6 protein-coding genes are annotated in these 5,977 nt (G+C 35.0%); 5 read left to right on the top strand and 1 reads right to left on the bottom strand.

Annotation, left to right across the window (positions count from 1 at the left end; all coding sequences use genetic code 11):
• The first annotated feature begins 98 nt into the window (after window positions 1-98).
• From J2Z35_RS14235 to J2Z35_RS14215, 5 genes are all read left to right on the top strand, one after another.
• Complete coding sequence (locus J2Z35_RS14235) at window positions 99-533, top strand: hypothetical protein (RefSeq protein WP_245330933.1); 435 nt, start codon at window positions 99-101, stop codon at window positions 531-533.
• Between the two features lie 161 nt (window positions 534-694).
• Window positions 695-901, top strand: a complete 207-nt coding sequence (locus J2Z35_RS14230) for a hypothetical protein (protein WP_209662069.1) — start codon at window positions 695-697, stop codon at window positions 899-901.
• Window positions 902-1,073: 172 nt separating this feature from the next.
• Window positions 1,074-1,847, top strand: a complete 774-nt coding sequence (locus tag J2Z35_RS14225) for a hypothetical protein (protein WP_209662068.1) — start codon at window positions 1,074-1,076, stop codon at window positions 1,845-1,847.
• The gene (locus tag J2Z35_RS14220) at window positions 1,840-2,724 is read left to right on the top strand and encodes a hypothetical protein (protein WP_209662067.1); all 885 of its coding nucleotides are present in this window, start codon (window positions 1,840-1,842) and stop codon (window positions 2,722-2,724) included. Before J2Z35_RS14225 ends, J2Z35_RS14220 begins: the two co-directional genes overlap by 8 nt.
• Window positions 2,725-2,804: 80 nt before the next feature.
• A complete protein-coding gene (locus tag J2Z35_RS14215; protein ID WP_209662066.1) occupies window positions 2,805-4,250 on the top strand; it encodes a hypothetical protein in 1,446 nt (481 codons plus the stop codon).
• 91 nt (window positions 4,251-4,341) lie between these two features.
• Here the strand turns inward: J2Z35_RS14215 and J2Z35_RS14210 are convergent, their stop codons facing one another.
• Entirely contained in the window at window positions 4,342-5,805 is a 1,464-nt protein-coding gene (locus tag J2Z35_RS14210; RefSeq protein WP_330623507.1) for a recombinase family protein, read from the bottom strand.
• Between the last annotated feature and the right edge of the window lie 172 nt (window positions 5,806-5,977).

The following is a 5,977-nucleotide window of genomic DNA, read 5'->3' as shown; positions in this document are numbered from 1 at the left end:
TAGGATATCTCAATTAAAAATTGGTAAGTTAAAGAAAAAAATAAATATGCTTAGACCATAAAAACTGGGTCTAAACATATTATACGAGGAGAATAGATATGGATAAGCTAAAAATGCACACCCCAAACCTAGCCGATGATAATTTTGCAGCCCTAGCAGCTATGTTTCCAAATGCTGTAACAGAAATAATAGATGAAAACGGAGAGGTAGTTCGTACCATAGATGCTGAGGTATTAGCACAGGAAATTAATACTAAAGTAGTTTCAGGAAAAGAAGAGAGGTACCAGTTTACCTGGCCAGATAAGAAAAAATCAGTACTCTTGGCTAATGCTCCAATAGCTGCCACTTTACGTCCTTCTAGAGAAGAAAGTGTTGATTTTGATAAAACGGAGAACCTTTATATTGAGGGAGACAATCTTGACGTGTTGAAGTTGCTACGAGAAACCTATTTAAACAGAGTGAAAATGATTTATATCGATATTATAATTCCGAGATTGATACAATTTAATGAACCTAAAAGGTGCTGTGCATAGAGGTATGCAAAGTGTAAAAAGGGTGTGCATTTTACGGAATCGGGGCAAGCCGGTTGTTTTTATATGGTTTAATAGTTCAAAATGATATAATATTATCAAATTTACTATTCATTATCAATTCGTTAGCAACTAGAAACTGTAAAAATTGAGGAGGAAAAATTATGAGAGAACACATTTTATTAGAGAAAGCATTCCGCTATACAGAGCCTTTAGAAATCCAGGTCCCGCCAGAATATGTTTTTAATGAAGAACGAGGGTATTGGGTTAACAGAAAAACAAATGAAGCTATGATGCAAATGAAAGACCGCCCTATTCCTCAGAGTAAAAAGTGTGATCGCGAAACTGGAGAGGACCAAAAAGGTGAATAGCGTCAAGTGCCTTGTTGTATCCAGTACATTTGATTATTCTTCAGATATAATTTGTTATGAACTTGAACGACGAGGTCATAGCTATTTACGAATTAATCGAGATAGGTTTGACAAGTACGAGGTTAGATACGTCTTAGCGGAGAATAAGCTTGAGATTTTAATCAATGGTCAAATGTACGAAATTACTCAAGAGCATCTGGAATCAATATACTTTCGGGCACCCGTTTTTTTAAGAACTGGTAAATCATATACACTCGAGGAACAATTATATAGAAGCCAATGGAGTGCTTTCATACGAAATCTAATTATTTTTGACAAAGCAAGATGGCTTAACCATCCTGTTTCAATATATCAAGCAGAAAATAAATTGTATCAGTTAAAGCTAGCAAATGAACATGGTTTAGACGTACCTATTACATATGCTGGAAACGCAATACCTCAGGGTATTAAACTTGAAAAAAGTTATATTGTAAAATCTCTTGATACTGCATTATTCTATGAAAATGGCAGTGAAATGTTTACTTACACAAATATTATTAATGGTCATGAATTGGTTAATTCAGAAATACAATATGCACCGGTCATTATTCAAGAGTGTTTGGAAAAGAAAACTGATATTCGAGTGACTATTATTGGCGATAGAATATTTGCGGTTAGCATTCTGAAGAACGGCCTTCAAATTGATGGAGATTGGCGGCAAACGACCTCGGATGAGCTAAACTATGTGCCAGTGGATTTGCCAAAAGAAGTCGAGCAAAAAATTTTAAATTTAATGAACAATCTTAATTTAGTATTTGGCGGTATAGATCTTGCTTTCGTTGAGGGGAAATATTATTTCATTGAAGTCAATCCTACTGGTGAGTGGGGATGGTTAGTTTCATCAACAAATCTCCCAATAGAAAAAGCTATTGTTGACTGCCTTGCAGGGGTTGAGCTAAATGAATAGGCTTATTGAGATTATTTTTCCAATGTACGCTAATTATGTAGCTAATGGTAAAGTTCGAAAAAGAATTGATAATCTTATTAAAAGGCAAAATTTACCTGATGAAGACACTATAGAAAGCGTTGTAGATGAAGTCGATATTGAAGTTTATAAAGAGATGTACCATGATACCTTTAAAATTAAAGATAAACTTGAAGATAAAGCAAAAACCAATGTCGTAGGAGTAACAATTGCAATTACACTGATAATGGGTGCATCGGGTGTTATCAATACTATTTATAGCAAGTTTCCAATACCTACAATTAAGTGGATTGCATTCGGATTTCTTTCAACTGCTGTAATATACATGATTGCAGCGGGATTATTGGCTATCAGGGTTTTAATAAGGGATAACAAAATGTTTTTTGTGAACTTAGAATCCTTTGCAACTGACGATCAATCATTAAGCCAGGAATACAATGACTGTATTGAGCTTAACAAGCATCAAAACACTATGCGTAATAACACTGTATTTACTTCATATGAATGCATTAGGAATTCTCTGGTTTGCTTGATTTTAATCCTAATTTTAGTAAGTGTTCCAATAATATCCCCAACCAGTAATGAGGCGCAAGAACGTAATATTGGTAAAGTTTCAAATGAAGAATATCAGTTTCTTTATTCGGCGAAGGCAGTGGATTTTATAAAATCTAGTGATATTCAGGATGTTGTCGAAGAAACAATAATTAGGGATATTTATCGAGATATTGATAAAATCAAATCCGCTTCTGAAATTGGAATAGCTGATGTTCCAAATAAAATATTTATCAAATATAGCTACAATGATAACAAAATAAATGTTTTACTCATTGAAACGATAAGTAATTCCATTAATCCTTAATCGCAGGTATGATAATCTGATTTAATTGTTAGTGTATTAGTATAGAAAGTTGGTGCAAGCAGATCAAGGAAGGTGAATCGATGAAAATTAGCAAGATGTTTAATCTAGAGAAAACTCAGTATGAACTTGACTTCGTTGATATTAACCCAAGTGTTGACACACCGTTATTTTTGGATCCTTACTATATTTCTAAATGTGATTTCCCGTTTGCTATTGATGCTCATAGTACCCTGCGCTCGTATTTTGAGTTTTTACTTGCACTTTTAAGGGGAAAGCGAATGCAGCAAGCGGAAGAGCTATTTTCTCATTTGGGTGAAACTAATGATGTCTGTTTAGGGATGTCTCGTGGAAAACCTCGTGGTCACGGAATGGGACCAGAAGATACTGCTGCAATTTTCAAGGAACTCCTACAAAGCCGTGCAATACGTTCAGGTATCATGGAGGATATCGAAGATTTTAGAATCTTTGTTCCCAATATTGATAAAGATAAAGTATCCGATATGACCGCTAATATAATCAAAAAACATCTGATTGAATATACTAAAGAGCAGTGTGATTTACATGGCATACCACTGGTGGAAAATGTACCATCAGGAATGTTCTGGGACCCACACACAAAAAGTTGGGATAATCAATTTACTCAAAGACTTGTAATCGAGGGATTCCCAATTCTACTTGTACCAAAAAGAATTGTATCCTTCACCGATAAATACACATCTACAGAATATAGACAACACTTTGTACTTAATTACTTACAGAATGAGCATCTGAAATTGCAGACACCATTAGTGAAAAAATATAAGAGTGGAGAAAAGTATGTTACTAAAAAGAGTGTAAAAGATCATGAAGGGGTTATAGATAAAGAATATTTAGCAAGGTTTACTGAGCAGCATCCGGAGGTTTTTGCAGATTTTAAGGCTAAGACTTCAAAAAAAATAACCATGATAGATGGAGCTGTTCTTGATGCCATTAATATTGAAGATGTTTGTAATCATCTTAGAGAAAAACTTAGCTTGATTCCTTCTGGGGCAGCAAACGCTACAAACTATCATAATCTGATTATTGGGATATTGGAGTTATTGTTTTATCCAAACTTATCTTCACCCAAAAAGGAAGTAGATATTCACAGTGGAAGAAAGAGAATTGATATAACATTCAACAATTCATCGGAAACAGGATTTTTCTTTACTTTACCGAATAATAATGCACTTTTGCCATGCCCTTTTGTTTTTGTAGAATGCAAGAACTACACTGGTGAAGTTGCAAACCCTGAATTAGATCAGCTTAGCGGTAGATTTAGTAATCGAAGAGGTCGGGTTGGAATACTTACATGTCGATCATTAGATGAAGATAATGCCTTTATGAAACGATGTGCAGATACTTTTAATGATGATAGAGGTTTAATAATCCCAATTACTGACAAAGATTTGGATTTAGCACTTGCGAGATTTCCGCGATATGGAACAGGTGGGATAGAAGATATTCTCGCCTCAAAGTATAAAAACATTGTTTTTGGAATTGAGTGATTTAACTGAAGTTTGATAAGTAATCAAATTATACATTTATTTAAAAGGACACCTCACCCCTGGTTTTGAATCAGTGGTATGGTGTCTTGCTTCAAACTTGCATTTCTGTTCCGTTCTTGAACAAGAATCTTATACTATCAGAGCTGTTGACAGTCACGTGCTCAATCAAACTATTCCAGAGGAGTGGATCAAAGTCTGTGAGCAGTTCATCTTGTTTCTTAAGTTCGTCGAGGAAAGCAGCCATTGTTTTTCTGCAGGTTACTTTATCCTTAAGTGCTTCAGAAACTGTTTCTAAATTAACTTTAGTAGCATTAAATCTCTGGACCAGCCCATCGTATCTTTTTTGATATTCCTCTTGGTTAAGAGCGACCTTAGCGTTTTCATTAATGCATTGCTGGATCATTTCAGCAACAATCTCCATTTCATTTTGAAGTTCTGCCTGCTGAGCGTCTAATGGGCCAGTGTCATAAATTACATTTTTTATAGATTCAAAGTTAGCTATAATTTCATCCTTTTCTTCCAGTAGCTTATTAGCAGCCTTAATAAAAAGTTCTTTTATGGTTTCTTCATCAAGGTGAGGCGTTGTGCATTTTTTCTCGTCACTGTATTTATGATTGCATCGCCATACCGTTCGGCGGTACTTGCTGTTAGAATGCCATACTTTAGAGCCATACCAGTTGCCGCATTCACCACATTTAATTTTGCTAGAAAATATATGAACGCCGCTGTGGCGTTTTTTTTCTATTTGTCTTTTTTCCAGCTCTATCTGTACCATATCAAATATTTCAGGTTCAATTATTGCTTCATGGTTATTCTCGACATAGTATTGAGGAACCTCGCCTTCATTAAGCTTCTTTTTCTTGGTCAGAAAATCAATGGTATAGCTTTTCTGGAGAAGAGCATCACCTTTATACTTTTCGTTAGTAAGGATGTGTTTTACAGTACCGGGACTCCATTTCTGTTTCTTCCCTGGAGAGATAACGCCATCTTCAGTTAGTTTTTTAGCTATTCCATAAGGCGTCATGCCTTGAAGGAATAAGCTGTAGATTTGTTTAACTACTATTGCCTGATTGGGATTTACTACTAAGTTGCCGTCTTCACCTTTATCATAACCTAGGAAATGACCAAATGGTACGGATACCTTTCCATCTGCAAATCTCTTGCGGTGGCCCCATTTAACATTTTCTGAAATGCTGCGGCTTTCCTCTTGTGCAAGGGAAGACATTATGGTTATTAGAAGCTCACCTTTAGAATCTAGGGTCCAAATATTCTCTTTCTCAAAATAAATCTCTATGCCTTTTTCTTTGAGCTGACGAACAGTTATAAGGCTATCCACCGTATTTCTTGCGAATCTACTAACCGACTTTGTTATGATGAGATCTATTTTGCCATCTAAGGCATCACTAATCATGTTTTTAAAACCTTCACGTTTTTTTGTGTCCGTTCCAGATAAACCTTCATCTGTATAAACCTGTACAAATTCCCAATCTTCTCTGCTTTTAATATAACTTGTGTAATAGTCAAGTTGAGCCTCATGTAACTGGTAAAATAAAATGGAGAGATTTCGGCAAATAAAAATGGAGAAAAAATACTCATAAAGTCTTTGAATCTTGTTAGAATACTTACAGTAGTTTACTGACAGGAGGACTGACTTTGAAAGGAATATTTATGTTTGCTGAAATTAAAAGACTTAGAAATCTCAAATTGAAAAAAACTCAAGTTTCAAA

Source organism: Acetoanaerobium pronyense, assembly GCF_017874355.1.
Taxonomy (GTDB): domain Bacteria; phylum Bacillota; class Clostridia; order Peptostreptococcales; family Filifactoraceae; genus Acetoanaerobium; species Acetoanaerobium pronyense.
This window is presented reverse-complemented; position numbering and strand designations above follow the sequence as displayed.